Below are 26240 nucleotides of genomic sequence, written 5' to 3'. Positions count from 1 at the left end.
CCGATGCGCGACATTGCCGCCGGGATCGCGTCCCCGGCGGCACCGGCACGGCCGAGCCTGGCACGCGGCGCCGCCGATCCGGCGGCCCTCCTCGATCGCAGGGTTCCGGCCCCGGACCGGCTGGTCGCGGAATCGGCGCTGCTGCCCGCCATCGCGGCCGGGCTGCCCCTGCTCGACCTGCACCTGCCGGCCCCGCTCTGCACCGGCGACGAGGTTCGGATCCAGGCCTATGCCGCGCGGATCAGCGGCAGCGTCGGGCTGAAGCCCGGCGACGACCTCGACCTGTTCGGGCCGGACGGCACGCCGCGGCCCAATCTGGCGCCGGTGATGCTGGCGATGTCGGCGGTGGAACTCGGTACGCTCCGGGCCGGCCCGGATCTCGTCGAGGCTGCCATCGCCCGCCTGAAGCCGCTGACGCCTGCCGCCAACGCGGCGACACCATAACCGCAAGCCTTGCGGTTCCGCCCCAACCGCGCCACCTGTGCCCGGCCTGTTTCCTGAGACGACGAGCCCGCCCGTGCCCCTGACCGACCTTGCCGCACGCGCCGGCTCGGCCGTCAAAGCCTTCGCCGAAGCCTCGCACGACCTGCTGATCCAGCCGACCTTGCGGCTCGGGGTCACCGGGCTCGCGCGCTCGGGCAAGACCGTGTTCACCACGGCGCTGATCCACCACCTGGTGGAGGCCCACGCGCTGCCCGCCTTCGCGCCCGCGCAGGAGGGCCGCCTGCGCCGCGCCCGGCTGGTGCCGCAGCCGGACGACGACGTGCCACGCTTTCCCTTCGAGGAGCATTTCGGGACGCTCACCGAGGCGCGGCGCTGGCCGCGCTCCACCGATCGGATCAGCCAGTTCCGCCTGGAGATCGCCTACGAGCGCGCCGCCGGGTGGCGCAGCGGCCCGGCGACCCTGATGCTCGACGTGGTCGATTATCCCGGCGAATGGCTGCTCGACCTCGCGCTGATCGAGACGAGCTACACCGCGTGGTCCCGGGCCACCATCAACGGGACTCGCCGACCAGGCCGCACCGCCGTGGCGGCGCCATGGCTCGAGGCGCTCAAGGGTTTCGACCCGAACGGCCCGCTCGACGAAGTCACGGCCGAGCGGGCCAGCGACGCGTTCAAGGCCTATCTGGCGGCGCTCCGCGCCGGACCGGAATCGGTCGCCACGACCCCGCCGGGGCGCTTCCTGATGCCCGGCGACCTCGCAGGCTCCCCGGCCCTGACCTTCGCGCCGCTGGACAACCTCACCGGCAGCATCGCCCCCGACAGCCTCGCCGGGCTGATGGAGCGGCGCTTCGAGGCCTACAAGACCAAGGTCGTCACGCCGTTCTTCCGCGACCACTTCCAGCGGGTCGATCGGCAGATCGTGCTGGTGGACGTGCTCGCCGCCGTCGATGCCGGGGCCACCGCCCTCGCGGAGCTGGAGGAGGCGCTGGATGCGGTGCTGCTCAGCCTCAATATCGGCCGCAACACGGTGCTGTCGAAGCTGTTCGCGCCCCGGGCCGACCGGGTGCTGTTCGCTGCCACCAAGGCCGACCATCTCCACCAGACCAGCCACGACCGGCTGGACGCGCTGCTGCGCCTGCTGGTGTCCCGTGCCATGCGGCGGACCGAGGCCGCGGGCGCCCGGGTCGGCACCGTGGCACTCGCCTCCGTGCGCGCCACCCGCGAGACCACGGTGCATGACGGGCCTGAGATCCTGCGCGCGGTCGCGGGAAAGCCGGACGCCGGGGAGAGGGTGGGCGACGAGGCGTTCGACGGCAACAGCGAGGCCGCGGTGTTCCCCGGCGAGCTGCCGGCCCGCGCCGAGGCTGTGCTGGAGGGTGCCGTCGCCCCGGGCTCGCTCCGCTTCCCCCGCTTCCGCCCGCCGCTGATCCGCCCCGACGGCCTCGGCCGTCCCGGTCACCTGCCGCAGATCCGCCTCGACCGGGCGATGCAGTTTCTGATCGGCGACAGGCTCGGGTGATGGGGAGGGTGGCTGTCTTGGTCGGCCATGAGGCTCGCGGACCGCGTTCCGGTCTGTGCGAGGCTCGACAAGATGCCCGGTCCAGCCATGGCGTGCGCCATCCCTCCCCCCTCTGCGGGGGAGGGTGGGCCGGTCGTCAGGCCGGGTCGGGAGAGGGGCAGCGCGACGGTTCGGGATCTCTCCCCCGGCGCGACGCGTCCGGAATCGGCGCTCCCCTCTCCCGACCCGCTTCGCGGGCCACCCTCCCCCGCAGAGGGGGGAGGGAGAGGCGCATGGGATCGACCGCGGGCCCCATTCGTCGCCTGACGCTCCAACAGCCCATCGCCGTGAGGGCAAGACCGAACAAAGCTCTCTGGAGGCCGTAAGCCATGTCCTCAGGCCAGAAACCCCGCGCCTTCCGGATCAATCCCGAGCCGCTGCCCGGCCCGGGGGTGACCACCACGCCGCTTACGGCCCGGCCCGAGCAGGCCCGGATCGTCGAGGAACCGTTCGAGATCGTCGATGCGGCCGACGGCGTCGCGGTGCCGGTGGCGCCGCGACGGCGCTCACCCTGGGGGGCGCTGTTCCTCTCGGCCGCCGGGGGGCTGGTCTCGCTGGGGATCGGGCTGTCGATCGAGCGGATGATCGCCGACCTGTTCCAGGCCGCACCGTGGCTCGGCTGGGTGGCGCTCGCCCTGATGGGTCTCGCCGGACTGGCGCTCCTGGCGATCGTCGCGCGGGAGCTCGCCGGCCTGCGGCGGGAGCGCAAGATCGAGCGGCTGCGGCAATCCGCGATCGACGCGCTCGGCAGCCGCGACCACACCGGCGCGCAGGCGGTGGTGCAGGCGCTGTCCGCCTTCTACGCCGATCGTGAATCCCTGGCGCCGGGCCGCGCCCGGATCGACGCCGCCGCCGACGCGATCCTCGACGTGGACGCTCGGATCGGCCTGGCCGAGCACGAGTTGCTGGCGGGTCTCGACCGGCAGGCGCGCAACGCCATCGCGACCAGCGCCAAGCAGGTCTCGGCGGTGACCGCTCTCAGCCCGCGGGCGATCGTCGATGTCGCCTTCGTGGTCTTCGCCGCCGTCCGGCTGCTGCGCCGGATCGCGGCGATCTACGGCGGCCGTCCGGGCTTCCTGGGCTTCCTGCGGCTGGCGCGGGCCGCCGTGGCGCATCTCACCATCACCGGCGGCATGGCGGTGGGCGAGAGCGTGATGCAGCAGGTGCTGGGGCTCGGGATTGCCGCCCGGGTCTCGGCCAAGCTGGGGGAGGGCGTGCTCAACGGGCTGATGACCGCCCGATTCGGGCTGGCCGCCCTCAATGTCTGCCGGCCGCTGCCGTTCGTGCGCGAGGCGCCGCCGCGACTCGCCGATGTGGCGGGCGAGCTGCTGCGCGCGGCAGAGCCCGACGCCAAATAGGCCGGCCTCGCTACTTGGCGGCGGCCGTCGCGGCGCGGCGGTTGGCGATTCGCGTGAACATGTTGCCGGTGTAGTCGGCGACCTTCGGCTTCTCGACCTCGCCGACCTTCGCCTCGAACGCCTCGATGCGCTTCAGAAGCGCGACGTCGTTGAACAGCGAGCTGTTGAAGTTGATGTGGGCCCGCGGCCCGAGGGCGGCTTGGACCGCGTCGAGTCGTTCCAGAAGCTCTTTACGCGTCACGGTGCTCTCCAGGGGCGCCATCGAGGGCGCCTTCGGGGCGAAGGACCGCCCAAGCCCACACTGGAGGCCGCGAGGGTAAACGGCGCGTTAACGCACGGCGGGGCGCCTACAGCCCCTTCATGAACCCGGCGAGGCGCATCAGCCCCTCCGGCCACGGCCCATGGCCGCTGGCGACGTTGATGTGGCCCGATTCGCCGGCATCCACGATCAGGGCGCCCCAGGCATGGGCGAAATCGTCGGCCCGATCGTAGGTGCAATACGGATCGGTGCGGCTGGCGACCAGGAGCGACGGGAAGGGCAGGGGGTCCCGGGGCATCGGCGCGAAGGCCCGCACCGCTTCGGGCAGGTCGGGCGCCTCCTCGACATCCGGGCAGGCGACGAACAGGGCACCGCGCACGAGGCCGGGCGCGAAGCGCGGCGCCGCCGCGACGCAGGCGACGACGCCGAGGCTGTGGGCGATCAGGATCACGGGCCGGGTCGCGGCCGCCACCGCCTCGGTGATTCGCCCGCACCAGGCCTCTGGAGTCGGCGCGTGCCAATCGTCCTGGGCGACCACCTGCGCGGTGGCGAGGCGCCCGGCCCAGCGGGCCTGCCAGTGGTCCTCGTCCGAGCCTCCGAGCCCCGGGACGATGAGGATGTCGCAATCGGCGGTCTTCATGCCGCGTTGACTAGCGCCGTCCGGCAGGGCCGTCGAGACCGTCCCTCATTCCGCGGCGATCGGGGCCGCCCGGGCCGCATCGGAGATGTGGCGGGCGATCTGGGTCGAGGCGTAGTTCTTGGCCTTCGCCTCGATCTCGAAATCGGCCCAGACCATGTGGCGGGCGACGAGGTCGTTCACGGCCCGGTTCCACATCATGTCGGAATGGGCGGCGAGATCCCGGACCGCGTGGCCGGCGGCGCGCAGGGCCGGAAAATCGGGCAGGGCGTCCAGGTCGCATTCGGCCGAGACCGCCTCGCGGGAGACGCTGATATGGGCCACCGGCCGCACCCCGCGCCAGGAATCCCGCACCCGGGCGATGTGGGGATCGTCGGGCTCGAGATAGGCGCCGCCGCTCTGGACCCAGTGATGGTGCAGGTCGAGCACCACCGGCACGATGTCGGCGAGCTGGAGCACGGCCTCGACCCCGAAGACGTTCTCGTCGTTCTCGACGGTGATGAGGTCGCGCGCCACCTGGCTCGCCCGGGGCAGGGTCTCGCGGAACCCCGCCACCCCCGGGTCGCCGGCGCCGACATGGATGTTGATATGGGCGCCGTGGGGGTGCCAGCCACCGCCATAGCCCATGCGGTCGAAGATCTCGGCGTGGTAATCGAGCTCCGACAGGCCGTTGGCGATGGCCGCCGGATTGCGGCTCGCCAGCAGGCAGAACGGCCCCGGATGGAAGCTCAGGCGCACGCCGAGCCGGCGCGCCAATGCCCCGGCCTCGGCCAGCCCGCGCGCGACCAGGGCTTCCATCTCGGGCGCGGCGTATATCTCGCCAGCGATGGCGTGGGTGTAGCCCGGCAGGACGTTGCTCGCCATCCGCAGCAGGCGCTCGATCGGCGGCCGGGCCCCGACCCAGGCGATCTGCCGGGCCAGCGCATCGAGGTTGTGGGCGACGATCCCGGTGAGCTTCGCCCGCCGGACGACGGGATCCAGCTTGGCGAGATGCGCCATCGTCACGCTGGTCAAATTCATGTGGAGCGTGGCCTCACGCTCCGCCTTGAGGGTCGCGTGGGTGCCGGGGGGCTCGTCCAGGACGAACTTGCAGCAGAATCCGAGGCGGGGCTGATCGCGCATAGGATGCACAACGCGCGTCGGCGCCCCGCGTGCCCGAAATCGGGCGCGGAACGGCCGCGCTTCGGCGACGTTTGAGCCTTCGAGCGCGGCAGTTCCGCGCGGACGGCCCTCCTGTACCGCCATGCCCGCGTCGCCCCCCAGCCCGAGCCCTCAGCCGGAGACCGGCTCGATCCTGTGGACCCTGATGCTCGGCTCGGCCCTGGTGGCGCTCGCCGCGACGCCGGCCCGGCGGCGCGCCCCGGCCCTGCCGGAACGCCCCGAGCCGTCCCACGGAACCGCGTCCGTGCGCGACAAGGCGATCAATGTCGGCGCGCGCTCGATCGCGGGCCGCGCCGCGCAGCTCACGGCCGCGACGCAGCCCGAGCGCGGCCGCGCCGCCGACAGCCCCGCCGAGATGACGCCGGCCGGCTGGAAGGACATCGCGGTCCGGGTCTACCTGGAGTTCAACAAGGACCGGGTGCTGGCTGTGGCCGCCGGGGTCACCTTCTACACCCTGCTGTCCTTGTTTCCGGCCATCGCCGCGCTGGTGACCTGCTACGGCCTGTTCGCGGACGTCACCGCGATCAACGAGCACCTCGCACAGCTGCACGCGGTCTTGCCGTCAGGCGCGGTCGAGCTGATCGGCGACCAGATCAAGCGCATCGCCGCCAAGGGCAGCAGCTCCCTGAGCGTCACCTTCTTCACCAGCCTGCTGCTGTCGCTGTGGAGCGCCAACGCCGCCATGAAGGCGATGTTCGATGCGCTGAACGTGGTCTACGAAGAGGAGGAGAAGCGCAACTTCTTCTGGCTCAACATCCGCTCGCTCACCTTCACGGTGGGGGCCCTGGTGTTCATCATCATCGCGCTCAACGCGATCGTGGTGGTGCCGGTGGTGCTGAACTTCCTCGGCCTCGGATCGGGCGCGTGGCTGCTCGCGGCCCTGCGCTGGCCGGCGGTGTTGCTGGTGCTGCTCGCCGGGCTCTCGGTGCTCTACCGGTTCGGCCCCAGCCGGGAGCACGCCCGCTGGCGCTGGGTCGGCGTCGGCAGCCTCGTGGCGGGGCTGCTCTGGCTGATCGCGTCCCTGCTGTTCTCCTGGTACGTCGCGAGCTTCGGGACCTACAACGAGACCTACGGCTCTCTGGGTGCCGTGATCGGCTTCATGACCTGGATCTGGATCTCGTCGACCATCGTGCTACTCGGCGGCGAGATCAACGCGGAGCTGGAGCACCAGACCGGCCGCGACACGACCACGGGCGCGCCGTTGCCGATGGGACACCGCCGGGCCCGGATGGCCGACACCGTGGGGGCCGCGGCCTAGCGGCATAGCCGTTGGACCGTGAGCGACAGGATGCCGCCGGTGCAGCCGTTTTCAGGGAGACGGGTCTGCCAGCGCCTGCACGGGATGCCTATATCTCTCGCCGAAAAGGGAGATGTTCATGGCCGATACGGCAACCACCAGCCCGGATACCCGCAGCGACGCCGAGTGGCGCGCGTCGCTCACACCGGAGCAGTACCGGGTGCTGCGCGAGCACGGAACCGAGCGCGCCGGCACCAGCTGTCTGCTTGCCGAGAAGCGGCCGGGCACATTCACGTGTGTCGGTTGTGGGCAGCCGCTCTTCGAGCAGGGCACCAAGTTCGAGTCCGGCACCGGCTGGCCGAGCTTCTTTGAGCCCCTCGACGGCGCCGTCGAGACGACGGTGGACCGCAGCCATTGGATGGTCCGGACCGAGGTCCATTGCGCGCGCTGCAAGGGCCATCTCGGCCACGTCTTCGACGACGGCCCCGCCCCGACGGGCCTGCGCTATTGCATGAACGGCGCGGCAATGAACTTCGAGCCTGCGGGTTGAGGCGACGGGCCCGGGTCTAACCTGGGTTGAGAAAACCGCACCGAAAGACGGGATATCGGGGACAGGCGGGGTTCCGGGCGAATCGCAGCCGGGTTCCGGACTTGATTTCGTCGTGATTTTGCTTAGCGCTTAACCGTCTCATGTTGTCGCCGTCCGGTATTGGCGATGGATGCGGTCATGTGTGAGCCAATACGGCGTTGCGGTCGAGCTTATACACCGTCGGCGCGCGCTCGACTTGGCAGATCCATCCGGGCCGGCGGCCCTGAGGGCAGTCCGCCGGATCGGCGCACCGCCGACGAAGCGGGAGGGGTTTTGAGTTCATGAGCACCATTCGCCGATTCCTGGTCGCGCCATCCCTGGTCCGCCTGATCCGCAAGGAGCGGGGCGGCGCCCGGATCACCGAGGGGCACTTCGCCGCGCAGGGGGGCCGGAGCTCCTACGTGCGGGTCGATGGCCAAGTCTGCCAGCTGGTGCTGGTGAACAAGGGGCCGGACGGCATCCCGGCCGAGGAGCGAACCGACGTGCCGCGCGCCCACGGCGACGCGCTGCTCGATGTCTGTCCCGGCAAGGCCGCCTATGACCGGACCGTCCTGACCATCGGCGGCCGCGAGGTCACGATCGATCGCTACGTCACCCCGGGCAATCTCGACCTGATCAGCGTCGCCTTCGACAACGATGGTGACGCCGCCGGCTTCCAGGCCCCGAACTGGTTCGGGCGCGAGGTCAGCAGCGAGCCGGCCTTCGAGCGGCAGGCGCTGGCCATCCAGGGCGTGCCGGCCGCCGAAGAGGTGCCGCTGAGCAACGCGGCCCTCGACGCGGTCCTTGACCTGATCGAGCCGCGGTTCGGCTTCGGCCGCTACGGCAGCAGCGCGCGCACCAGCGAGCCGTCCGACGACGGCGCGATGAGCGCCATGCGCCGCATCGTGACCCCGGCCGCTGCGGCAGCCCCGGCTGCAGTCCCGGCTCCGGCCCCCGAAGCCGTCGAGCCGCCACCGGCGACGCTGGTCGCCGAGGCCACGCCGGAGCCCGTGCACCATCCCGAGCCGGAGCCGGTGCCTGCCCCGGAGCCCACGCATCACGCAGCGCCGACCGCCCAGGAGCCGAGCCCGCCGCAGCCCGCGCCGCAGGAGAGCATACACAGCGACGCCCGGATCGATGACGTGATCGAGAGCCTGTCCCAGGCGCTCGGCGCGGCGATCCACCAGCATCCGGAGCCCACCGCCGCCGAGGCGAAGGACGCGAAGACCGACGAATCGGCCGGCGTGTTCGAGCGCTGGACCGTGCGGCCCCGCCGGACGCAGCAGCAGACCTGATCGACTGATATAGCAAAGCGAAGCGGCCGCGGGGGCAGGAGCCACCGCGGCCGTTTTGCTGCGCGCCGTCCGCGTTTGGCCGCATGGCATGTCGGTCAACGCCTCAACAGATCCCTTGCCGAGCCTCCGGCTGTCGCCCATCGGCCGGACAAGGCCGCGACGGACGCGCCCACCCATTCGAACGACGACGTTCACGCATCGGCGTGTGAAAGGCGGAGTGCGCACCCCTCTTCCTCATCAAAACGAGATCGCGGTGGGGATGGCTCGGAAGGCGCTGCGCCGCTGTCCAGGACCGATTGGGAGACTGCGCAGGCGTCGGCGCAAAGCCCGTCCCATCCCTTGACAATGTTCCCATTTTGTGCTCATTAGCCGTCACCTGTCCCTCGGTGCTTCGGGCGCGATCCCGGGGCACGCTTCGGGGGTCCGTCCGGGGGCTGACCGGCGGGCTCGGGGGATGGGGCGGTGCCCGCGTCGGTGGCTCTCAGCCGCCATCGCCCCGGGCGGCGAACCGATGCGGGGCGTGTCTCGGATGCGGGCGTGAGGTCGGGCGGCAGTTTGCCCGGCGGGGGCGGAAAAATGCTCCCGCGGCGACCCGGGTCTGGGCTGACCCTGAGCAACTTGCGGACCCGCCCACTACGAGGCGGAGGTCGGGTGGAAGACCACGGCGGTGAATGCGGGTTCCGGGGGCGTCTCGGCTGCGAAGCGGCTTGGCCGTGCAGCTTGGGCGCCATGGGCAGTGACCGCTGGCATTGGAGTCGCAGGATCGGGGCGTCGCACAGACACCGCGACGAGAAAGACGGCAGCGGCCGGGGGATATGCCCGGCCGGTGCCGCGGGTCGCCGCGGGGATCGGATCCCGCGCGTATCTGGCCGACACCTGGGTCCCCGCGGCGTCCCGCGTCCCTCGTGCTGGGTTTCTTGGGCCATGCCCCCGGCGCCTTACGGTGGGTGGGGACGATGACGCGTGTCCGGAGGTCGAACGATGAATCCAGCCCGTGCCGAAGGATAGAGCCGATCAGAGCGCATGCACCGCGCGCCGTTCCCTCGCCAAGAAAAAGAAATCGGTCTACACGGCCGCTCCCCGAAGACGCGCCCCTGACGACGCTTACCTGCCCCGTATGCAGGACTGAGCCTGGAGAGCCTGAACCATGCCGATTCTCACCTTCCCCGACGGCAACACGCGGGAGGTCGCCGCCGGCACCACCGGCCGCAGCGTGGTCGAGGGCATCGCCAAGTCCCTGACCAAGCGCACGGTCGCCATGGCGCTCGATGGTACGGTCGCCGACCTCGACGATCCGATCGTGCAGGATGCCCGCATCGAGTTCCTGGACCGGACCGACCCGCGCAGCCTTGAGCTGATCCGCCACGATTGCGCGCACGTGCTGGCCGAGGCCGTCCAGAGCCTCTGGCCGGAGACGCAGGTGACGATCGGCCCGGTGATCGAGAACGGCTTCTATTACGACTTCTATCGCGAGACCCCGTTCACGCCCGAGGACTTCCCGAAGATCGAGGCGCGGATGCGCGAGATCATCGCGCGCGATGCGCCCTTCACCAAGGAAGTCTGGAAACGCGAAGACGTCCGGGCTTTGTTCGAAGGCAAGCAGGAAAAGTTCAAGGTCGAGCTGGTCGACGCGATCCCGCCCGGCGAGGACCTGAAGATCTATCGTCAGGGCGAGTGGTTCGACCTGTGCCGCGGCCCGCACATGACCTCGACGGCCAAGGTCGGCACCGCCTTCAAGCTCATGAAGGTCGCGGGCGCCTATTGGCGCGGTGATTCGAACAACCCGATGCTGACGCGCATCTACGGCACGGCCTGGGCGAACCAGGCCGATCTCGACGGCTACCTGCACCGGCTCGAAGAGGCCGAGCGCCGGGATCACCGGCGGCTCGGCCGGGAGATGGACCTGTTCCACTTCCAGGAGGAGGGGCCGGGCGTCGTCTTCTGGCACGCCAAGGGCTGGACGATCTTCCAGGAACTGATCGCGTATATGCGCCGCCGGCTCCGGGGCGACTACGCCGAGGTGAACGCGCCGCAGATCCTCGACAAGGCCCTGTGGGAGACCTCCGGCCACTGGGGCTGGTACCGGGAGAACATGTTCGCCGCGCAATCGGCGGGCGACGAGGCCGAGGACAAGCGCTGGTTCGCCCTCAAGCCGATGAACTGCCCGGGCCATGTTCAGATCTTTAAGCACGGCCTGAAATCCTACCGCGATCTGCCCCTGAGGCTCGCCGAGTTCGGCGTGGTCCACCGCTACGAGCCCTCCGGGGCCATGCACGGGCTGATGCGGGTGCGCGGCTTCACGCAGGACGACGCCCACGTCTTCTGCACCGAGGATCAGCTGGCCGAAGAGTGCCTGAAGATCAACGATCTGATCCTGTCGACCTACGCGGATTTCGGCTTCGGCGAGATCGTCGTGAAGCTCTCGACGCGGCCCGAGAAGCGCGTCGGCTCGGATGCGCTCTGGGACCATGCCGAGGAGGTGATGACCCGGGTGCTCGCGCAGATCGAGGCGCAGTCGGCCGGCCGGATCCGCACGGAGGTCAACCCGGGGGAGGGCGCGTTCTACGGGCCAAAATTCGAGTATGTCCTGCGCGATGCCATCGGCCGCGACTGGCAATGCGGCACCACCCAGGTGGACTTCAACCTGCCCGAGCGATTCGGCGCCTTCTACATCGACGCCGACGGCGCCCGGAAGCCGCCCGTGATGGTGCACCGGGCGATCTGCGGCTCGATGGAGCGGTTCACCGGCATCCTGATCGAGCATTTCGCCGGGCATTTCCCGCTCTGGCTGTCGCCGGTCCAAGTGGTGGTAGCCACGATCACCGGCGAGGCCGACGCCTACGCCCATGAGGTGATCCGCGCCCTGGATCGTGCCGGGCTGCGGGTCGAGGCGGATCTGCGCAACGAGAAGATCAACTACAAGGTCCGGGAGCATTCGCTCGCCAAGGTGCCGGTCCTGCTGGCGCTGGGCAAGCGCGAGGCCGAGGAGCGCACCGTCTCGATCCGCCGGCTCGGCAGCCAGCAGACCCGAACGCTGCCGCTCGCCGAGGCGGTGGCGGCCTTCGTCGACGAGGCGACCGCCCCGGATCGCCGCCGGGCGCAGGCCGTGGCCGACACGGTCCCGACCAGCGACACCGTCCTCGACGGGCATCACGGCGTGCACGACACGCCCTGAGGCCTTCTCGAAGCACACGATCCCCGTCTTGCCGAGAGGCAGGAGCGCGACGGGAAAAGCGGCTCCATCCCCGCGCCCTCGGGGGCGGGAATGGATCGGAGCCGATGCGCGCATCGGATCTGCCGCGGGCGGACAATCGTGCGGCGGACGCGGCACCGGCCACCATGACGGCGCCGTGCGGCGGGGTTCTTCGGCCATGCCCCGCCCGCCGCAGCCTTCCTGTCGCGGAAGGCGGTCCGGCTCAGCGGGCCTTGTCGTGCTCCGCGAGGCCGACGGCCTTGTAATCGTAGGTCGGGTAGAACTCGGTCCGGTAGGCGCCCCAGGCGGTATCCTCCAGGACGCGGTTGATCTCGCGGAGCCGGGTGGCGGGCAGCCGCAGGGTGATGATCTGCCCGATGCCCATGACGACGTTCCAGGAGACCACCTCGATCCCCGGCGGCGGGAAGGCCTTGTAGAAGCCCTGCTTGGCGAGCTGCTCATTCAGCTCGGCCAGGGGGCGCGACTGGTCATGCCGCAGGAAGACGGTGAGCAGGATGGCATTGTCCGGCGTCGCCGCGGCCGCGCCGGTCTGGGGCGGCGGTGTGGTCTGGGCCATGGCCGACCCTCCGGCGGAGGCCATCAGCAGAAGGGCCGCCAGGACTGATCCGGTCGCGATCGTCGCGCGTGTCATGCATTCTCCTCGGTCGTCAGCGCGACACCAACGCACGCAGATCCGCTTCCGTCGCCGCCGACCGCAGCCCCGGCGTTCAGCCGGGTTCGACATCGTAGGACAGGCGCAGCCGCAGGCGGACGGCTCCCTGCTCGTCCCGGACAGCGATCACGTAATCCTGCCGGACCTGCGGGTCAGACAGCCCCTGCGCGATCCGGGTCATCATGCGGACCGCCTGGGCCTGCGCGGCGCCGAGATCGGGCAGGTCGAAGCCCTTGTGGTCGCGAACCAGGTTCGCGCCATCGTGGAGATCGATGAAGTATCGGGGCACGGATATTGGCTCTGGGCACACGATCGTTCACCAGCATCGTGCTACGTTGTTTCTACGTAGTGTCCAGAGGGACGCCGATACATTCCGCTGGTGTCGCATCAGCTGCCCGAGCGATCCCAGGACCGATGGGCGCCTCAGCCGCCCTGAAGGCTCTCGGCGAAGTCCTCCGGCACCTCACCGAACTGGCCGAGGATGGTCACGCCTTCGAGCTCGCCGGTTTCGTCGTCGGCGACCACCTTCAGGGCCGCGGCCCCCGGCATGCGGGCAGCCAAAGCCTCGGCTTTTTTCAGGGCGCCGAACTCACTCTGGGCAGGCTCCTGCCGGGCCGGCCGCAGCCGCTTCCGGTGCAGCTCGAACGGCTGCACCACGAATGTCGTCTTCATCGCCATCCGCTACCTTTGAAGCACGCGGGGCGGTTGCGATAGAGCGATGACGTCCGAATACGGCGCGCCCCGGCACAAGCCGGAGGCGGGACCCGTCACAGACTGCGGGACGTGACCCCGAGCGCCAGCAACGCGTAGGCGCCGATGAAGAACCATTGCCGATGCGCCACCACGGTCCGCCCGACCATGGGGATGCGCGTGTAGAGGCTGGCGACGGCCAGGCCGATGAGCACGGCCGAGACCAGGAAGGTGAGGAGGCGCGGGGCTGACAGCGTGGGCATAGCCCATGCTCGCGCCGGGACGGTTACCGGCGCGTTACCGATCGAGCCCTGGGACACGGGGCCGGTCCGGCGTCAGCGGCCCGGTGGAGCCCGGCAGCAACCCAACCTGGGCCAGCCACAGGGCCATGATCGCCCCGGCGATCAAGGTGGCGAGCGAGGCCAGCCGGCCGGTCCAGCGCCGCGTGATGATCATGACGGCCAGGACGACCATAAGGGCGAAGAGGAGAGCAAGCAGGAGCATGATCGCGCAATGCCACGGCTTGGCCCTGTCGTCACCGAGAGAACAGCGGCCCGGGCAAATACTGTTCGCCCATGAGTTGAGAACCCTAGGGGTATCGATCACGCAAGGTCGGATCTCGCCCAGTCCGGGATCCAGATGCGCGACCGAATCAAGATCGTGCGGAGGCGGCAAGCCCGAAACGCCGCCGCATACCGTATCACCAAGGTCGCGCTTGTCTCATGCGCTTGGAGACAAGGATCTCGCCGCATCGACTGCCGCCTTAGACAATCCTGCCATAACTGATTACAGTTGGTCGCACCCCATTTCAGAACTGTCTTCGATCGGGCGATCAAACAACTTCATCAGTAAAAACGACGCACCCGCCGTTAAGAACTGCGATGCTCCGCCTCGTCGGATCGGGGGCGTCTCGGAACCGCGTCCGCACCGGCAAACCATTTAATCCGGGTCCCCGCAAGCGATTGGCTGGAATGCGGAAACACTGGCGCAGTGGTTATCGAAGCCGCTGCCCTCGCGGATAGTTCACCTGACGGTTGTGCCAGAATTTCCCAGCCTGACGCGGCAGCATGCGCAGCGCTCATAACCGAAATGCACGCCGTTCTAGGGTTTTGTAACTTGCATTCGGCCGGGAGAAGTAGCAAATCGCCGGTGAGGGGCATGTCGGGAACCATGAAGTGACAGAAGAAACCATTGTGCACACACCAGATTTGATCGGACTGGCCGGTGACATCGTCGCCGCCTACGTGTCGAACAACCCTGTTCCGGCTGCCGAGCTGCCGGCGCTGATCGCCCGTGTGCACGGCGCGATTGCCGGTCTCGCCTCCGGGACGAGCCCCGTCGGGGCCAGCGCGGTCGTGGGTGAAGCGGTCGACAAGCCGACCCCGGCGCAGATCCGCAAGTCGGTCCAGCACGACGGAATCGTCAGCTTCATCGACGGCAAGACCTACAAGACCTTGAAGCGGCATCTGACCGCAAACGGCCTAAGCCCTCAGAGCTACCGCGAGCGCTACGGTCTGCCGGCCGATTACCCGATGGTCGCACCGAGCTACGCCGAGCAGCGCTCCGCCCTCGCCAAGGCGATCGGCCTGGGCCAACCCGGAGCCATGGCCGAGCGCGACCGCAAGGGCCGCAAGGCCGCCTGAACGCACTGGGCGCCTCCGGCGGCGGACGCCGCCGAGGTCGTTCCGCGCGCTGATATTCAGGCGTGCACGCGCTCCGGCTCCCCCCATCCGTTGACCGCGTGCCGTCATTCCGTTTCTCAAGCGATGCGATCGATGCCCGATCGCCGGCCCAAGGCCGTGACCATGATCGTTGCCGCGCAGCCACACAGGCCGACGACATGCAGCGACACGGATAAGCTGCCACACTCTGCACAAAGCTGATGCCCACGCCGGATCCCGAGAGTGATTGGTGCGGGATCGAAGCATGATGAAGCGTGAGCAGACGAGAACCGACACGGTCGTGGCGTTCCCGGCCCATATCGCGCCCACCGTGGCCGACGAGGACACCGCGTCGGTGATCGCCGTGCTGCAGGACCAGCTGGCGCTCGCCCGGGAGGGCCGGCTGCGCTCGGTGGCCGTCGTCTCGGTCTCCACGGATGGCGAGGCGATCGGCACGCAATGGTCGTGCAAGGGCGCCGACATCTCCAGCCTGATCGGCAAGCTCACCGTGCTCACGCACGACATGATGTCGGCCCGGAAGTGACCGGAGCGTAAGGCGGGCCGGAGAGAACAAGCTTTAAAGGCCATGACGGGCTGCCGCCCGACGGCACCGCGCTGCGATGTCGCTTCGCGACGCCTCTCGCCGGGTCTGTATCCGGGATGGGCGGCCCTATCTCTGCGTCATGGACCGCCGCCGACGCGCTGGTCCGGCTTTCAGCCCGCAGAGGAAGATTCGACCATGAGACGCGCCCTGCTCGCCGCCGCGCTGGCCGCGGCGACCCTATCGTCCGGCCCAACGGCGGCGGAGGACGAGAAGCGGGCCGAGACGATCGACGGGCTGGTGCGGATCGTTGGCGCCCAGGCCGGCATCGTCCTGTATTGCCGTACGTTCTACACGGTGGACGATACGGTCTCCGAAGGCCTGTCCCGGACCGTCCGCAGGGCACTCGACGCCGCCCTCGGCGCACGTAAAGCCCGGACCGCCATCGCGGAAGAAGGGCGGCGCGTCGCCAAGACAATCGCCGAGGTCGGGGCGGAGCAATGGTGCGCCGACCAGCGCGATATCCTCAACACCGACGGCGTGCGGGTCTTCGTCGACTGAGGGCTGCTGTTGCGGTGGTTGATGGAAGCGCTCGGGACGGCCGGGACCATCCCCAGAAAAAGCTGCGGCGCAAGTGAGATCTGGCAGGTTCAACCACGCCCGTTCTGCAATGCAGAACAGATTATCTCCTTGTTCGCGCTCAGATCGTCTGTCATGTTTCGACGACGGACGAGCGAAAGCAGATCACGCCGGCTGTGATCGTCCGGACAAGAGCCCGAAGGGCCAGGAGACCGGCGTCGGAGGGTCACGCCATGTCCACACCGATCATCATCGCCATCGCGCTAGTCGTGTTCGGCGCTGCGCTTACGATCTTCGCTTTCGCCCGCGCGCCTCGATCGAACGATTTCGCGGGCTGGGACGTGATGTTCATGAGTGGGATCGGTGCCGTCGCGCTCGGTTTTCTCGCGACGCTGGTCGGGGTCGTCACCGGGTAGCGGGGCTTTCGACGCGAATACGGACAATCCGACACGATTCCAGAACCTCTTCTGAACCCGAGGCGCCGATCCTGCGCGCCTTGAGGTTCACGAGGCGGCGATGCTTGACCGACGGAGCGCTCCGCGCACGTTCCTAAACGAGACCGGCAGCATCTCAGTCGACGAGCATCGCAGCCTGCCCTGCATCGTCTACGACCGTTCCGTCGGCGGCGTCCGTGTCGCTCTGCCGGAAGCGGACATCGTACCCGATCGGTTCGTGCTCAGCATCGATGGCAGCAGCGAGATCCTCATCTGCCGGGCGGTGTGGCGCAAGGCTGAGGAGATCGGAGCAGCGACGAACGATCCGAAGGCCGGACGGTCGAGCCGAACGAGCCTTCGTCGCGAGGCGGCACCGGCGTAAGGCGCCTCGGGCGGGTCAGCCCGAGCGCCGGGCGTTCCACCGGCCGCTGCACGTGATCGCTCCGCCGCTCGTGCGCCAAGTGCCGCTGCCGGCACCCTGGGTATCCAGGCTGCCGGCGATCGGGACCGTGTTGGATCCGCTGGTGATCGTGGCCTGGACGCTGCCGCTGGCCGAGACGCCGCCGTCGATATCGACCTCGTCCCCGGGAATCGATGCGTCGCTGTTCTTGATCTGGACCTGGTAGCTGGTCTGAGCGGCACAGGGTCCTTCGGACGTGGTCGCCACGATGGTCCAGGCTCCGTCGTACCGATTGGGGATCTTGACCTTCCGGGTGACCGCGGAGGCAGGGGACAGGATGCCGACGATCAAGGTCGCGGCAAGGATTGGGGTAAGGCAGCGGTTCACGGGCAGCTCACGGGCTCGCGCAGCCAAGGCCAGCCACGCGGAGACAGAACCGCGGAGCCGCCGAAACGGTTGCCGCGGCCGATCAGGAGCCGGCACATTCGCCCGCGACGACCGTTCTGTTCGTGCCGGGCCTACCGAATGCAGGTTGCAGCAAAGACGCGGGGAACACGTCATGCCCGATCCGAGATCGCCGAACGCCGACGACGCGCCGATACCCGATCTGCCCCAGGGGCTGCCGACACCGCCGAATACCGGCGACATGCCGCCGCCCCGGCTTCCGCCTGCCCCTGAGGACGATCCCGCGCCGCCCCACCGGGATCCTGCGCCGGATATCGACGACGTCTCGGGTTTATGACCACGACGCGAAGGACCCGATCGATGCGCCGGTGGCTGAGCTTCTCCGCATGCCTGGGATCGGTCCTGGCAGCCTCGGCCGCCGAGCCACTGACCATCGAGCGGCTCAGTGCCGACGGTTGGGAGATAGCCGGCTATACCGGCACTTTCGACAATCGATCTTCGCTGATCCTGTTTCGGCGGAAGGACACCAAGTACCTCGTGCAGTGCTCGATTCTGTACGATGTGACTCGCAACCCGCGGGTGATCACCAACTGCTACGAGTTGCACTGAGAGCGTCCTGGCAGTTCACGCCGTGCCAGCGTGAACTTCGCCGGCCCACACCCGTTGCCGTCCGAAACCAAGACCGGACGGATTCATGACACGCACGACGATCCTGCTCTCGAGCGCCCTGACCCTGCTGCTGCCCGACCCGGCCGCCGCGCAGGTGGTCACCGGCGGCGCCGGCAATACTGGCGTGACCGCCCCACCCTCGACCGGCGGCGTGGGGGCTGGCACGGTGGGAAGCGGCCCCAATGCTCAGATCACCACGGGCACGATGGCCAATCCCAGCAATTCATCCGTCCCAGGCACCACGCCGGGGGTGAATATCGGCGGCACCCCGACCAGCGGACCGCCCGGGACCGGCGGCACGGCGGGTGGCCCGTCCCTCGGCAACCGCTAAGACGCTCGCCGCGTCGGCTCACTCACCCCAATCGATGTCCAGCGACCGCTCGAACGCGGCCGCGGACATCTCCTTACCCTTGGGATCGGCGACCATGATCTCCCGGAACCCGCGCCGGGCAAGTTCCCAGGTCTTCTCCATGGCCTGCTCGTCGGTCCCGCACGCGAAGGTCATGACGCGGCCGGACGGATCGATCCCCTTGACGGTGAACACGACACTCTCCTCGTTCTTCCGCCCGCATATAGCGCGGCGAATGCGATCCCGGCCACTCGGCGACTGATGTTCCGGGAGCTGCGGCGCATACGCTGCGTTGCCTCAGGCATCGTCCCAAAAAAGTTGTGCCCGGCTTTCGCCGAAGGTGCTCCGAATCGAAAGCTTGGATCCGAACGCAGTATCCAGGGTGCAAGTTTCGACACAGGGAAGTATCGAATGATTGATTCGCGTGAACGCGGGACCGTTCCGGAACGGTCCACTCCCCCGTCCGTCAATTCGGATCCGGAGATCGTATCCACGGATACCGTGCCGGATGCCTTAAAACCTCTGCCGATCCCGGGAGACGAACCGGAGGTCGGGCTGTCGCAGAAGGGGGGCGGCGAGGACGCGATCGTCCGACGCGAGACAGAGATCTGACGGATCCGCCGTTCCGTTACCCGATGATCCCTGGACCTGCCGACTTGTGCAGTGCACAATAAATTCTGCCGCGGCCGGACATGCGGCTGACAGGAGACCAGTCATGGCGAACATCCCGAGCTTCGAGGTCCCCCCGCAGATGCGCGATCTGGCCGAGACCAGCGTCGAGCAGGCCCGCAAGGCCTTCGGGACTTTCATCGGTTCCGCCCGGCGCGCCACCGACACGATGCAGGGCTCCACAGAGCTGGCTCGCACCAATGCGCAGGACATGTACTCCCGCAATCTCGAGTACGCCGAGCAGAACGTCCGCGCCGCCTTCGACCTGGCGCAGAAAATCGCGGCCGCACGGTCGTTCCCGGAGGCGATGCAGCTCCAAGCCGAGTACGTTCGGGAGCGCTTCGCGGCCATGCAAGCTCAGGCCAAGGAACTCGGCGGCCTCGCCCAGGGCGCATTCCAGCAAGGTGCGGAGCGCGCCAAGTCGGCGGTGCAGCAGGGCGTTGACGACACGCAGAAGGCGATGAAGCAGGGGCAGGATGCCGTCCAGCAGACGCAGCACGCCGCTGAGCAGGCGTCGCACTAGCGAGTTGCAGGCGCGAGGCCGCGGGCTCCCGGAGCCGCCGCCTCGGTCGTGGGCCGGCGACGCATCCCGGTGTCGCCGCTTCTATCCAGGCGTGGAGTTGCTGATGATGTACGGCGAGGTTGGCCGTCTGGCGGACGAGGCCATCCGGCTGAGCATCCGCCAGGCGGAGAACGCCGCCCTTCTCGCGGTTGCCGTCCAGTACGCCTGGCTGGACCTCTATTTGGAGAGCTATCGGGTCACGGGCGCCGCCATGCATGCCAAACTGGGCCAGCAAGCTCGGACCCGCCGCTTAATCCAGCGCGGCGTCTCACCAATTATCGCCGCCCAGGAACTGCATATCGTCTAATCGGCGCCGCGCCGCAGGAATCCCCGTCCGGCGCGGCAAGCCGTGTGATGCGCTCAGCGGTTCGTGTCAGCCGAGGCCTGGACCATCGGCCGATCGAGGGTCGCCACCGGGCGGCCGACATTGCGGGTGGCCGAGACCGGCTGGGGCGTGGTGGTCAGGTCGCTGACCGAACGAGCCTGCGTGGCGGCGCGGGCCTGCTCCCGATACAGCGGCGGGGTGAGGTTCAAGCTGTCATCCGCGGCGGCGGGGCCGGCGAGGATGGCGGTCGACGTGAGCGCCGCCGACGCGAAGATGAGGATCGTGCGCATGGTACGTCTCCGGTTCGATCGCGGAATGCGATCGCTGGACGCATGAGACCACGAATTTGTGCAGTGCGGCATGCTCTTTTCGCATTGCAACATAACACAGAGGATGCAGTTTTTTGCGGTTATCGTATCGCATGTGCAGGGAACGACGTTCCTAAGATCAATTGACGCCATGCATTCCGAACAAATGAAATAAATTTCATCCCATGAACTCTCAAATATAAATTGAAATCGCGTCAGATTTAATTTCGCTCGGCGTCCGGTGAACCGACAGGAGCGGTGAGGTTCCGCGCAACGTTTCGATTGCCCGTGGGTTCTGGCCGTTGTGGGGCCGACGGCCCGGGGATTGGCTGCGAACACACGTCGCAGCGCCCTGATCGATCGGACACCAAGCAGCAACCTGATGGCCAGCTCCACGTCACATAGATGGGCTAGATGAGGTCCAATCTTCGCATATCCGGAGCGCGACCATGACGCCCGCTGATCTCGACAAGCGCGCCGAATTGACCGTGTGGCCGAGCCGCTCGCACGGGCGTTCCGCGAAGGGCCGTCCCTTCGCCACCCTGCGCGAGGCCCTCGCCGTCGCGGCGCAGGCGATCGAAGCCGAGGATGCCGAGCCCTGGATCATCACCGAGGAGGGTGACGTGCTCTCGCCGCGCTGGATCCGAGCGAACACGCGGTCCCGCGCCCTTCAGTGATCGGAGGGTCAGGAGCGGCGCGGGGCGCTCAGCACCCGATGCAGATGTCGTGCACCACATGTTCCCGACGGGGTCCGGTGCGCTGGTTCGGGAGCCGCCCCTCGATCGGCGGGAAGCCGCTGCCGAATGCCTGAAGGCGCCGCCGGCCATTGGCGGGATCCGCTGAAGTGGAAGCGGGCGCCGGCGCGGCGGCCTCGGGGGGCGGCGCCGGGTTCGGGGTGCTGTTGGCCATGCCCGAATCGGGCAGGGACATCACCATGCCCTGGACGGGCGGAGTTGCGGCGAACTCGCCGGCCTGAGCGGACGAGGCCGCGCAGGCCAGGGCGACGAGGATCAGCCGACACGGCACCGGCATCGAGGTCTCTCCGCGCATGCCCGATCGATGATCGCCGGCGCCATTCCGCGCCGACGGGGTGAGTGTTGAGCGTGAGGGGCCCGCATCCGGCAAGCCAGTACCTCGTTCGGCGCCAGGCACTCGCTCGCATCGTCCCGACGGGTCGCTGCGGCCTTTCGGATCAGACGAGGTGCTAGTAGGCCCGGCCGTAGAATGGCTTGGATTCCGGACGATAGCGGTCACTGACCGGCCAAGTATAGGGTTGATCCTTGCCGGTCCGGATGTCGGAGCCGAATTTCAGCGTGTTGAACCCGATGCCGTGAAGGAAGCCGGCCCGGCCCTTGGCGCCCGGCATCGTGGTGCCAGCATCGCGGGCCAGCGCCACGCTCGACATCCCGACGACGAGAACAGCCGCAAGCGAAACGCGGCCCAGTCCCATAGCTTTCTGCATCATCGCCTCCCGTCCCGGCTGAGGTACCGGTGCAGAAGGAACGGCAGCGCTTCCGACCGGTTCCGCCACTCCGTGCGGTCCCGTCAGAAGCCGTTCCCGCCCCCGAAACAGGCCACCGCCAAAGGCCCGGTGCAGGCCGTGTCGGCCTGGGCGGTCCCGGCCGCGATACCCGCGCCCCCGGCCGCTCCGCCGCCACCCCGAACCGTGCTGCCGGTCGTATCCGGTTCCGTGACCGCGTTGGCACCGCTCGCGATCCCGGCGCCGCCGAACGAGCCGCCGCCGTTCGCCGTGGGTGTCGCCGACACGGCCGAATTGACGTTCAGGCCGGTCGAGCTGGCACCGATCCCGCCGAAGCCGCCGGCCCCGAACGAGGCCGCCGACGAGGCCGAATTGGCGTTCGTGTTCAGGCTGGTGGCGATCGCCGATCCGCCGCCGATCCCACCCGTGCCGAACGACGAGAAGGCATTGCCCGAGATCGACCCGATCGCCGAGTTCGACGAGGTGTTGAAGCCGCTGCGCGTCCCGGTCGCCCCGATCGTGCTGCCGGTCCCGGACGAGCCGGAAATTGCGCTGCTGGCTCCGGTCGAGCGAGAGGTCGTGCTGCTGGTAATGCCGGCGCCGCCGGTCGTGCCGACCCCGGTCAGGCCGAGCCGGCCGGTGCTGCCGCTCGCGCCCGGAGGCGGTGCGATGCTGCCGCTTCCGGAGCCTCCGCCGCCGAAGCTGAGCTGGCCCGCATTCACCAGCCCGCCGCCCTGGGCCGAGAGGGTCGGGAACGGGCCGGTGGTGGACCCGCCGCCGAGGCTGAGCTGTCCGGGATTGGCGAACGCCGTGACCGGTTCCAGCGAGGCCGCCGAGGGTGCAGTCGCGGTGGCGGACAGGCTCTGGGCCCAGGCCGATGAGGCGATCGGGAGCAGCAGGGCGGCAGCGAGGAGAACCCGCATGGCTGGTAACGTCCACGAAACAGTGTGTCTGCAGCCAACCGTGCCGATTCAGGCGGGTTCCACCTTGAGGTTTGACGAAGCACGGATCTATCGGGGCGCCGCCCCGATACCCCGCCAGAGGGCTGCGCCCTATGAGATCCTGCTTTTCGCCAAGGCGAGCCGGTTCTCAGGCCGCCCGAACCCAGACCGCGGTGTCGTGGAAGGTGGCGCCGTCGTTGGGGGCGGCCGGGGTGTCGCCGATCAGCGCGTTGATGCCGCGTCCGCCCGAGAAGGCGGCGGACGGCCACGTGCTCTCCACCACCACGATCCCGGGTGGCTGCCCCTCGGCGAGACGGGCATGCAGCCGGACCTGGCCGCGGGTGTTGCCGATCTCCACCGCGTCACCGGTGGCGATCCCGAGGCGGGCGCCGTCCGCCGGATGAAGGAGGCAGGTCGGACGCCCCTCGCGCCGGATCGATTCCGGGCTGTTGGTGAAGGTGGTGTTGAGGAACTGGCGGGCCGGCGGCGCCAGCATCCGGAACGGCCGCTCCGCATCGGCCGGCTCCGACACCGCCCAATGGTCCGGCAGGGCCGGCATGCCGGCGGCGCGCGGCCCGAGCGACGACCAGTCCGGGCTGAAGTGGAAGCGCCCGTCCGGATGGCCGAAGCCGGTGAGGAAGTGGCTCTCGGCGAAGCTCGGCTGCGCGTCGATCCAGCGCTCGCGCTCCAGCCTGTCGAGGCCGCCCCAGCCGGAGCGGGCCAGAGTGGCGTCGGCCAGTTCCCGAGCGCTCAAGGCGAAGCCCGCATGCGCGGCCCCCAGTCGCGCGGCGAGGGCGGCGATCAGGTCGTGGTTGGAGCGGCACTCCCCCGGCGGCCACAGCAGCACCGGCCCGGACTGGATGTGGCTGTGGCCGCCGGCCCCGTAGATGTCGTCATGCTCCAGGAAGGTGGTGGCCGGCAGCACCAGATCGGCGAGCGCGGCCGTCTCGGTCATGAACTGCTCGTGCACGGCCACGAACACGTCCGGCCGTAGCAGGCCGGCGCGCACGCGGTTGCTGTCCGGCGCGGAGGCCGCCGGGTTGGCCGACTGGATCAGCATGGCGCGCACCGGCGGCCCGCCCTGGAGGGCCTCCGCATCGTCGGCCAGGATCGCGCCGATCCGGCTCATGTCGAGCTCGCGCACCCCCGGGGCCTTGGCGTCGAGACCCTCGGTCAGGGTCTTGTCCCAGTTGAAGATCGCGGCGTTCTGCCAGAGGGCGCCGCCGCCCTCGTGCTGCCAGGCGCCGGTCACGGTGGGCAGGCAGGTCACCGCGTGGAGGTTGACCGCGCCGTTGCGCGTCCGGGTGAAGCCGAAGCCGCAGCGGATGTAGCTGCGCGGCGTCGACCCGTAGAGCGCCGCGAAGGCCTCGATCTCCGCGACCGTGAGGCCGGTGATCGCAGCCGCCCAGTCCGGGGTTCGGGTCGCGACATGGGCCTCCAACGCCGCCGTGTCCTCGGCATGGGCCGCGAGATAGGCCCGGTCGGCGTAGCCATCGCGGAACAGCACGTGGAGCACCGCGCAGGCGAGCGCGCCGTCGGTGCCGGGCCGGGGGGCGAGGTGGAGGTCGGCCGCTGCCGCGGTGCCGGTGCGGTAGGGATCGATCACCACCAGCTTGGCGCCGCGCGTCTTGCGGGCCCGGCTGATGTGACTCATCGCGTTGACCTGGGTGCTGACCGGGTTGCCGCCCCAGACCACGATCAGATCGGAGAGGGCCATCTCCCGCGGATCCGGGCCGGCGACGCGGCCGATGCCGGCGCTCCAGCCGGCGATGGCGATCGATGTGCAGATGGTTCGCTTGCGGCGGGAATAGCCCATCACATGGGTCAACCGGTGGATGCCATCGCGCTGGACGAGGCCCATCGTGCCGCCTGAGTTGTATGGCCAGACCGCCTCCGGGCCGTGGCGTTCGGCGGCCGCCGTGAAGGCGCCGGCCAGGCGGTCGAGGGCGGCGTCCCACGAGATCGGGCGCCACGCGCCGCCGCCCTTCGGGCCAACCCGTTCCAGCGGTTGGAGAATCCGGTCCGGATGGTGGACGCGCTCGCCGTAGCGGCTGACCTTCGCGCAGATCACGCCGGCGGTGTAGGGGTTGTCGCCGCCCTTCACCGAGACGACGCGGCCGTCGGCCACCTGCACGTCCAGGCTGCAGGCGGAGGGGCAATCGTGCGGGCAGACGGTCCGGGCCAAGCGACCAACTCCGTGGCGGTGTCTCGCGGGGGTTGCAGGCTTGATGCAAGCGCCGTGCATTTTTGAGGCGACATCCGGCGAAGGCCACGCGAAGGCTGCGATTGTCCGCCCGCGGCTGTTCGGGGAACCGGCGAAGAACTCCGGCCCGTCCCGTCGCAGAATTGGTCTTCATCCTGCCGGATTGGCGGTATGGTCTCGCCGCCCGGATCCGCTTGAACCCACGATTGTGATTTTGTCCGAAGTGTTCGCTCTAGGCTTGCGCCGCGCTGGCTGGCTCGCCGGTCTGCCCGCGCTCGCGCTGATCTGGGCGAGCGCGACCCTCTACGCCGCCCCGCAGATCGCCGAGAGCCTCGAGGCGGCAGGCGCGCGCGTCGCGGCCGGCACCGCCACCGCCACCGGCGAGCCCTGGCTGCGGCTGGAGGCCCGGGGGCGCGACCTCGCGGCGGAGGGCGAGGCGCCGGATGTCGCCGAGCGCGAGACCGTGCTGGCGAAGCTCGCCGCCCTGGAGGGGCCCCGGCGGATCGTGTCGGAGGTCGGGCTGGTGGAGACGGCCGCGCCGTTCCAATGGGCCGCGATCCGCACCGGCACCGCCCGGGTGGCGCTGGAGGGCAGCCGCCCGGCGGAGATCGGACGCCGGGCCCTGGAGGCGCGAATCACCGGGGCGCTGGCGCCCGGCACCCATCTCGACGACACCGCCCGGGCGGCCCGGGGGGCGCCCCCCGATTTCGCCGGCGCCGCAGCCTTCCTGGCGGCGCGCTTGTCCGAGCTGGCCAAGGGCGGGCGGGCGGCGTTGAGCGACACGGTGCTCAGCCTGTCCGGCGAGGCCCTGGACGTGCCCGCCTACGAGGCGTTGCGCGCCGCCCTGGCGGACCCGCCGGCCGGGTTCAGCGTCGGGCGGATCGAGATCGTGCCGCCCGCGGTGGCGCGGTTCCGATTCGCGGTGGCGAAATCGGCCCGGGGGATCGTGCTCGACGGGTTCGCGCCGTCGGCGGCGGACCGGGAGGCGGCCCTGCGCGCCGCCGCGGAGGCCGTGCCCGGCGGCACCGTGCAGGACCGCCTGCTCACCGCCCGGGGGCTCGACCCGGCGATCGACCCGAAAGCCCTGATCGGCTTCGCGTTCAAGCTGGCCGAGCTGATCCAGACCGGCACCGTCACCTTTGCGGACGACACCCTGGCGGTCACCGGCGACGCCATCGACGCCCAGGCGATTCCCGATGCCGCCGCGCTGATGCGCGAGGCCCGGCCCGCCGGGGTGAAGCCCGGCCCGGTGACGCTGGCCGCCCGGCCGCTCTCGCCCTACCGGGTGGCGATCCGCCGGACCCCGGAGGCGGTGACGCTGACGGCCTACCTGCCCGACGACGCGACCCGGGAGCGGGTGCTCGCCGCCCTGCGGCCGCGCCTGTTCCGCGAGCCGGTGATCGACCGGACGCGCCTGGCCGAGGGCGCGCCGCCCGATCTCGGCACGGCGCTCGCCGCAGCCGCCCCCCTGGTGGTGAACCTGGCGACCGGGGAGGTGGCGGTCGCGGACCGGGCGCTGACGCTCACCGGCGAGAGCCTCTACCGCGAGGCCGCCGCCCGGGTGCCGGACCGGCTGGCCGAGGCGCTGCCCCCCGGCTGGACCGGACAGGCCGCCGTCGCGGCCCGGCAGCCCGCCGAGAC

Annotated in this window: 32 protein-coding genes and 1 pseudogene; 18 read left to right on the top strand and 15 right to left on the bottom strand. The window is 69.7% G+C overall.

Annotation, left to right across the window (positions count from 1 at the left end; all coding sequences use genetic code 11):
* The 3 genes and pseudogenes from AO398_RS21930 to AO398_RS21920 form a co-directional block, all read left to right on the top strand.
* Positions 1–444 (top strand): annotated as a pseudogene (locus tag AO398_RS21930) (hypothetical protein); the annotation flags it as partial.
* 73 nt (positions 445–517) lie between these two features.
* On the top strand, positions 518–1963 hold the full coding sequence (locus AO398_RS21925; RefSeq protein ID WP_058194303.1) for a YcjX family protein: 1446 nt from the start codon (positions 518–520) through the stop codon (positions 1961–1963).
* A 368-nt stretch (positions 1964–2331) separates the two neighbouring features.
* Entirely contained in the window at positions 2332–3360 is a 1029-nt protein-coding gene (locus AO398_RS21920; protein WP_058194302.1) for a TIGR01620 family protein, read from the top strand.
* 10 nt (positions 3361–3370) lie between these two features.
* Here AO398_RS21920 and AO398_RS21915 read toward each other — a convergent pair whose 3' ends face one another.
* From AO398_RS21915 to AO398_RS21905, 3 genes are all read right to left on the bottom strand, one after another.
* Positions 3371–3601 carry a hypothetical protein gene (locus AO398_RS21915; protein ID WP_058194309.1) on the bottom strand — a complete coding sequence of 77 codons (231 nt, stop codon included), beginning with the start codon at positions 3599–3601 and terminating at the stop codon, positions 3371–3373.
* A 106-nt stretch (positions 3602–3707) separates the two neighbouring features.
* Positions 3708–4259, bottom strand: a complete 552-nt coding sequence (locus tag AO398_RS21910; protein ID WP_058194301.1) for an alpha/beta hydrolase — start codon at positions 4257–4259, stop codon at positions 3708–3710.
* Between the two features lie 45 nt (positions 4260–4304).
* On the bottom strand, positions 4305–5378 hold the full coding sequence (locus AO398_RS21905; RefSeq protein WP_058194300.1) for a UV damage endonuclease UvsE: 1074 nt from the start codon (positions 5376–5378) through the stop codon (positions 4305–4307).
* A gap of 121 nt (positions 5379–5499) precedes the next feature.
* On the opposite strand from AO398_RS21905, the gene AO398_RS21900 reads away from it, so the two are divergent.
* From AO398_RS21900 to thrS, 4 genes are all read left to right on the top strand, one after another.
* Positions 5500–6675: a YihY/virulence factor BrkB family protein gene (locus AO398_RS21900; RefSeq protein ID WP_058194299.1), complete on the top strand. Its 1176-nt coding sequence runs from the start codon at positions 5500–5502 to the stop codon at positions 6673–6675.
* 118 nt (positions 6676–6793) lie between these two features.
* Positions 6794–7204, top strand: a complete 411-nt coding sequence (gene msrB, locus AO398_RS21895) for a peptide-methionine (R)-S-oxide reductase MsrB (protein ID WP_058194308.1) — start codon at positions 6794–6796, stop codon at positions 7202–7204.
* 320 nt (positions 7205–7524) lie between these two features.
* Positions 7525–8517: a hypothetical protein gene (locus AO398_RS21890; protein ID WP_058194298.1), complete on the top strand. Its 993-nt coding sequence runs from the start codon at positions 7525–7527 to the stop codon at positions 8515–8517.
* 1147 nt (positions 8518–9664) lie between these two features.
* Positions 9665–11692, top strand: a complete 2028-nt coding sequence (gene thrS, locus AO398_RS21885) for a threonine--tRNA ligase (RefSeq protein WP_058194297.1) — start codon at positions 9665–9667, stop codon at positions 11690–11692.
* A gap of 241 nt (positions 11693–11933) precedes the next feature.
* On the opposite strand, the gene AO398_RS21880 is transcribed toward thrS, so the two are convergent.
* From AO398_RS21880 to AO398_RS21860, 5 genes are all read right to left on the bottom strand, one after another.
* Complete coding sequence (locus AO398_RS21880; RefSeq protein WP_152997607.1) at positions 11934–12362, bottom strand: hypothetical protein; 429 nt, start codon at positions 12360–12362, stop codon at positions 11934–11936.
* 76 nt (positions 12363–12438) lie between these two features.
* Complete coding sequence (locus tag AO398_RS21875; protein WP_058194296.1) at positions 12439–12672, bottom strand: hypothetical protein; 234 nt, start codon at positions 12670–12672, stop codon at positions 12439–12441.
* A 134-nt stretch (positions 12673–12806) separates the two neighbouring features.
* Positions 12807–13061 (bottom strand): hypothetical protein, encoded by a 255-nt coding sequence (locus tag AO398_RS21870; RefSeq protein ID WP_058194295.1) that lies wholly within the window; start codon positions 13059–13061, stop codon positions 12807–12809.
* Between the two features lie 89 nt (positions 13062–13150).
* Positions 13151–13336, bottom strand: a complete 186-nt coding sequence (locus AO398_RS21865) for a hypothetical protein (RefSeq protein WP_058194294.1) — start codon at positions 13334–13336, stop codon at positions 13151–13153.
* 34 nt (positions 13337–13370) lie between these two features.
* On the bottom strand, positions 13371–13577 hold the full coding sequence (locus AO398_RS21860) for a hypothetical protein (protein ID WP_058194293.1): 207 nt from the start codon (positions 13575–13577) through the stop codon (positions 13371–13373).
* A 671-nt stretch (positions 13578–14248) separates the two neighbouring features.
* Between AO398_RS21860 and AO398_RS21855 the strand changes: the two genes are divergently transcribed.
* The 5 genes from AO398_RS21855 (at position 14249) to AO398_RS21835 (ending at position 16670) form a co-directional block, all read left to right on the top strand.
* Positions 14249–14716 (top strand): MucR family transcriptional regulator, encoded by a 468-nt coding sequence (locus AO398_RS21855; RefSeq protein ID WP_058194292.1) that lies wholly within the window; start codon positions 14249–14251, stop codon positions 14714–14716.
* A gap of 283 nt (positions 14717–14999) precedes the next feature.
* Entirely contained in the window at positions 15000–15278 is a 279-nt protein-coding gene (locus AO398_RS21850; protein WP_058194291.1) for a hypothetical protein, read from the top strand.
* Between the two features lie 195 nt (positions 15279–15473).
* A complete protein-coding gene (locus AO398_RS21845) occupies positions 15474–15836 on the top strand; it encodes a hypothetical protein (RefSeq protein ID WP_058194290.1) in 363 nt (120 codons plus the stop codon).
* A 251-nt stretch (positions 15837–16087) separates the two neighbouring features.
* Positions 16088–16270 (top strand): hypothetical protein, encoded by a 183-nt coding sequence (locus AO398_RS21840; RefSeq protein ID WP_058194289.1) that lies wholly within the window; start codon positions 16088–16090, stop codon positions 16268–16270.
* A gap of 100 nt (positions 16271–16370) precedes the next feature.
* Positions 16371–16670: a PilZ domain-containing protein gene (locus AO398_RS21835; RefSeq protein WP_058194288.1), complete on the top strand. Its 300-nt coding sequence runs from the start codon at positions 16371–16373 to the stop codon at positions 16668–16670.
* A 15-nt stretch (positions 16671–16685) separates the two neighbouring features.
* Here the strand turns inward: AO398_RS21835 and AO398_RS21830 are convergent, their stop codons facing one another.
* Entirely contained in the window at positions 16686–17075 is a 390-nt protein-coding gene (locus tag AO398_RS21830; RefSeq protein WP_058194287.1) for a hypothetical protein, read from the bottom strand.
* Between the two features lie 378 nt (positions 17076–17453).
* Here AO398_RS21830 and AO398_RS21825 point away from each other — a divergent pair, with 378 nt between their 5' ends.
* The gene (locus tag AO398_RS21825) at positions 17454–17702 is read left to right on the top strand and encodes a hypothetical protein (protein WP_058194286.1); all 249 of its coding nucleotides are present in this window, start codon (positions 17454–17456) and stop codon (positions 17700–17702) included.
* Positions 17703–17787: 85 nt separating this feature from the next.
* Positions 17788–18093, top strand: a complete 306-nt coding sequence (locus AO398_RS21820; RefSeq protein ID WP_058194285.1) for a hypothetical protein — start codon at positions 17788–17790, stop codon at positions 18091–18093.
* Between the two features lie 18 nt (positions 18094–18111).
* On the opposite strand, the gene AO398_RS21815 is transcribed toward AO398_RS21820, so the two are convergent.
* Entirely contained in the window at positions 18112–18306 is a 195-nt protein-coding gene (locus AO398_RS21815) for a hypothetical protein (RefSeq protein WP_007566096.1), read from the bottom strand.
* 520 nt (positions 18307–18826) lie between these two features.
* On the opposite strand from AO398_RS21815, the gene AO398_RS21805 reads away from it, so the two are divergent.
* Positions 18827–19303 carry a phasin gene (locus tag AO398_RS21805; protein WP_058194283.1) on the top strand — a complete coding sequence of 159 codons (477 nt, stop codon included), beginning with the start codon at positions 18827–18829 and terminating at the stop codon, positions 19301–19303.
* A 103-nt stretch (positions 19304–19406) separates the two neighbouring features.
* The gene (locus tag AO398_RS21800; protein WP_058194282.1) at positions 19407–19649 is read left to right on the top strand and encodes a hypothetical protein; all 243 of its coding nucleotides are present in this window, start codon (positions 19407–19409) and stop codon (positions 19647–19649) included.
* 53 nt (positions 19650–19702) lie between these two features.
* On the opposite strand, the gene AO398_RS21795 is transcribed toward AO398_RS21800, so the two are convergent.
* Entirely contained in the window at positions 19703–19957 is a 255-nt protein-coding gene (locus AO398_RS21795; RefSeq protein ID WP_058194281.1) for a hypothetical protein, read from the bottom strand.
* 467 nt (positions 19958–20424) lie between these two features.
* Between AO398_RS21795 and AO398_RS21790 the strand changes: the two genes are divergently transcribed.
* Positions 20425–20652, top strand: coding sequence for a hypothetical protein (locus tag AO398_RS21790; protein ID WP_058194280.1), 228 nt, complete (start codon positions 20425–20427; stop codon positions 20650–20652).
* Positions 20653–20680: 28 nt separating this feature from the next.
* Here the strand turns inward: AO398_RS21790 and AO398_RS21785 are convergent, their stop codons facing one another.
* From AO398_RS21785 to AO398_RS21770, 4 genes are all read right to left on the bottom strand, one after another.
* The gene (locus AO398_RS21785) at positions 20681–21025 is read right to left on the bottom strand and encodes a hypothetical protein (protein WP_244498849.1); all 345 of its coding nucleotides are present in this window, start codon (positions 21023–21025) and stop codon (positions 20681–20683) included.
* A 154-nt stretch (positions 21026–21179) separates the two neighbouring features.
* Positions 21180–21437, bottom strand: coding sequence for a hypothetical protein (locus AO398_RS21780; RefSeq protein ID WP_058194305.1), 258 nt, complete (start codon positions 21435–21437; stop codon positions 21180–21182).
* Positions 21438–21520: 83 nt separating this feature from the next.
* The gene (locus AO398_RS21775) at positions 21521–22378 is read right to left on the bottom strand and encodes a hypothetical protein (RefSeq protein ID WP_058194279.1); all 858 of its coding nucleotides are present in this window, start codon (positions 22376–22378) and stop codon (positions 21521–21523) included.
* A 166-nt stretch (positions 22379–22544) separates the two neighbouring features.
* Positions 22545–24581 (bottom strand): molybdopterin oxidoreductase family protein, encoded by a 2037-nt coding sequence (locus AO398_RS21770; protein ID WP_058194278.1) that lies wholly within the window; start codon positions 24579–24581, stop codon positions 22545–22547.
* A gap of 241 nt (positions 24582–24822) precedes the next feature.
* On the opposite strand from AO398_RS21770, the gene AO398_RS21765 reads away from it, so the two are divergent.
* A partial coding sequence (locus tag AO398_RS21765; protein ID WP_244498850.1) for a hypothetical protein occupies positions 24823–26240 on the top strand: 1418 nt, incomplete at its 3' end.

This window comes from Methylobacterium sp. GXS13 (assembly GCF_001455965.1).
In the GTDB taxonomy this organism is placed as follows: domain Bacteria; phylum Pseudomonadota; class Alphaproteobacteria; order Rhizobiales; family Beijerinckiaceae; genus Methylobacterium.
Note: the sequence above shows the minus strand (reverse complement) of the source record. Positions and strands in the feature narration are given on the sequence as shown.

Excerpts from the sequence above, each read along its gene's own strand:
- AO398_RS21800 (WP_058194282.1), top strand. The coding sequence starts at position 19,407 with ATGATGTACGGCGAGGTTGGCCGTCTGGCGGACGAGGCCATCCGGCTG.
- AO398_RS21780 (WP_058194305.1), bottom strand. The coding sequence starts at position 21,437 with ATGCAGAAAGCTATGGGACTGGGCCGCGTTTCGCTTGCGGCTGTTCTC.
- AO398_RS21820 (WP_058194285.1), top strand. The coding sequence starts at position 17,788 with ATGACACGCACGACGATCCTGCTCTCGAGCGCCCTGACCCTGCTGCTG.
- AO398_RS21890 (WP_058194298.1), top strand. The coding sequence starts at position 7,525 with ATGAGCACCATTCGCCGATTCCTGGTCGCGCCATCCCTGGTCCGCCTG.
- AO398_RS21845 (WP_058194290.1), top strand. The coding sequence starts at position 15,474 with ATGAGACGCGCCCTGCTCGCCGCCGCGCTGGCCGCGGCGACCCTATCG.
- AO398_RS21905 (WP_058194300.1), bottom strand. The coding sequence starts at position 5,378 with ATGCGCGATCAGCCCCGCCTCGGATTCTGCTGCAAGTTCGTCCTGGAC.
- AO398_RS21840 (WP_058194289.1), top strand. The coding sequence starts at position 16,088 with ATGTCCACACCGATCATCATCGCCATCGCGCTAGTCGTGTTCGGCGCT.
- AO398_RS21795 (WP_058194281.1), bottom strand. The coding sequence starts at position 19,957 with ATGCGCACGATCCTCATCTTCGCGTCGGCGGCGCTCACGTCGACCGCC.
- AO398_RS21920 (WP_058194302.1), top strand. The coding sequence starts at position 2,332 with ATGTCCTCAGGCCAGAAACCCCGCGCCTTCCGGATCAATCCCGAGCCG.
- thrS (WP_058194297.1), top strand. The coding sequence starts at position 9,665 with ATGCCGATTCTCACCTTCCCCGACGGCAACACGCGGGAGGTCGCCGCC.
- AO398_RS21805 (WP_058194283.1), top strand. The coding sequence starts at position 18,827 with ATGGCGAACATCCCGAGCTTCGAGGTCCCCCCGCAGATGCGCGATCTG.
- AO398_RS21775 (WP_058194279.1), bottom strand. The coding sequence starts at position 22,378 with ATGCGGGTTCTCCTCGCTGCCGCCCTGCTGCTCCCGATCGCCTCATCG.
- AO398_RS21865 (WP_058194294.1), bottom strand. The coding sequence starts at position 13,336 with ATGCCCACGCTGTCAGCCCCGCGCCTCCTCACCTTCCTGGTCTCGGCC.
- AO398_RS21900 (WP_058194299.1), top strand. The coding sequence starts at position 5,500 with ATGCCCGCGTCGCCCCCCAGCCCGAGCCCTCAGCCGGAGACCGGCTCG.
- AO398_RS21850 (WP_058194291.1), top strand. The coding sequence starts at position 15,000 with ATGATGAAGCGTGAGCAGACGAGAACCGACACGGTCGTGGCGTTCCCG.
- AO398_RS21785 (WP_244498849.1), bottom strand. The coding sequence starts at position 21,025 with ATGCGCGGAGAGACCTCGATGCCGGTGCCGTGTCGGCTGATCCTCGTC.
- AO398_RS21910 (WP_058194301.1), bottom strand. The coding sequence starts at position 4,259 with ATGAAGACCGCCGATTGCGACATCCTCATCGTCCCGGGGCTCGGAGGC.
- AO398_RS21825 (WP_058194286.1), top strand. The coding sequence starts at position 17,454 with ATGCGCCGGTGGCTGAGCTTCTCCGCATGCCTGGGATCGGTCCTGGCA.
- msrB (WP_058194308.1), top strand. The coding sequence starts at position 6,794 with ATGGCCGATACGGCAACCACCAGCCCGGATACCCGCAGCGACGCCGAG.
- AO398_RS21790 (WP_058194280.1), top strand. The coding sequence starts at position 20,425 with ATGACGCCCGCTGATCTCGACAAGCGCGCCGAATTGACCGTGTGGCCG.
- AO398_RS21870 (WP_058194295.1), bottom strand. The coding sequence starts at position 13,061 with ATGGCGATGAAGACGACATTCGTGGTGCAGCCGTTCGAGCTGCACCGG.
- AO398_RS21860 (WP_058194293.1), bottom strand. The coding sequence starts at position 13,577 with ATGCTCCTGCTTGCTCTCCTCTTCGCCCTTATGGTCGTCCTGGCCGTC.
- AO398_RS21880 (WP_152997607.1), bottom strand. The coding sequence starts at position 12,362 with ATGACACGCGCGACGATCGCGACCGGATCAGTCCTGGCGGCCCTTCTG.
- AO398_RS21835 (WP_058194288.1), top strand. The coding sequence starts at position 16,371 with ATGCTTGACCGACGGAGCGCTCCGCGCACGTTCCTAAACGAGACCGGC.